The organism is Asanoa siamensis (genome assembly GCF_016862555.1).
GTDB classification, from domain to species: domain Bacteria; phylum Actinomycetota; class Actinomycetes; order Mycobacteriales; family Micromonosporaceae; genus Asanoa; species Asanoa siamensis.
The window spans coordinates 1-1,133 of record NZ_BONE01000200.1 but is presented as its reverse complement, the minus strand read 5'-3'; the positions used below and the strand labels follow the sequence as shown (position 1 = coordinate 1,133).

Annotated in this window: 1 protein-coding gene; it reads left to right on the top strand. The window is 66.3% G+C overall.

The features are described from left to right. Positions 1 to 47 precede the first annotated feature (47 nt). A complete protein-coding gene (locus Asi02nite_RS41240) occupies positions 48 to 1,133 on the top strand; it encodes an IS630 family transposase (RefSeq protein WP_203719479.1) in 1,086 nt (361 codons plus the stop codon).

Below are 1,133 nucleotides of genomic sequence, written 5' to 3'. Positions count from 1 at the left end.
TAGTGTCCCGAGTCATTAATTCGCATGTAGCGATGTAGGATCGGGTGGTGCCGTTTCCTGTCGCTGCGCCGGTGAGCTTGTCCGACGACGAACGTGCCCAGTTGGTTGCCTGGTCGCGGCGGACGAAGAGCGCGAACGGGTTGGCGATGCGGTCCCGGATCGTGCTGGCAGCCGCGGACGGGTTGGGGAACACGGCGATCGCGGATGAGTTGGGGATCGCGGTCAGCAGCGCCCGTAAGTGGCGGTCGCGGTTCCTTGCCTACCGGCTGGACGGGCTGACCGACGAGCCGCGGCCGGGCAGGCCGCGCACGGTCAGCGATGAGCAGGTCGAGGCGGTGATCACCGCGACGTTGGAGACCACGCCGGCGGACGCCACGCATTGGTCGACCCGGTCACTGGCCGCGCAGCTGGGCTTGTCGCAGTCGGCGGTCTCGCGGATCTGGCGGGCGTTCGGGCTGCAACCACACCGGCAGGACGCGTGGAAGCTGTCCAAAGACCCGTTGTTCATCGACAAGGTCCGCGACGTCGTGGGCTTGTACCTCGATCCGCCCGAGCGGGCGGTGGTGTTGTGCGTGGACGAGAAAAGCCAGATCCAGGCCCTGGACCGCACCGCGCCGATCCTCCCGATGATGCCGGGGACCCCGGCCCGAGCCACCCACGACTACAAACGCGCCGGCACCTCCAGCCTCTACGCCGCTCTCGATCTGGCGACCGGGAAGGTGATCGGATCGCTGCACGCCCGACACCGGGCGATCGAGTTCAAGAAGTTCCTGGCCACCATCGACCGCAACGTGCCCGCCGACTTCGACGTCCACGTCGTGCTCGACAACGCCTCAACCCACAAAACCCCGGCCGTCAAACGCTGGCTCGCGGCTCACACCCGCTTCCACCTGCACTTCACCCCGACCAGCGCCTCCTGGCTCAACCTCGTCGAACGCTGGTTCGGTGAACTGACCACCAAGAAGCTGCAACGCGGCACCCACCGCTCCGTCCGCGAACTCAACGCCGACATCCGCGCCTGGATCAACACCTGGAACGACAACCCGAGGCCCTACATCTGGACCAAGACCGCCGACCAGATCCTCGACTCCATCGCCCGCTACTGCACCCGAATTAACGACTCACGACACTAG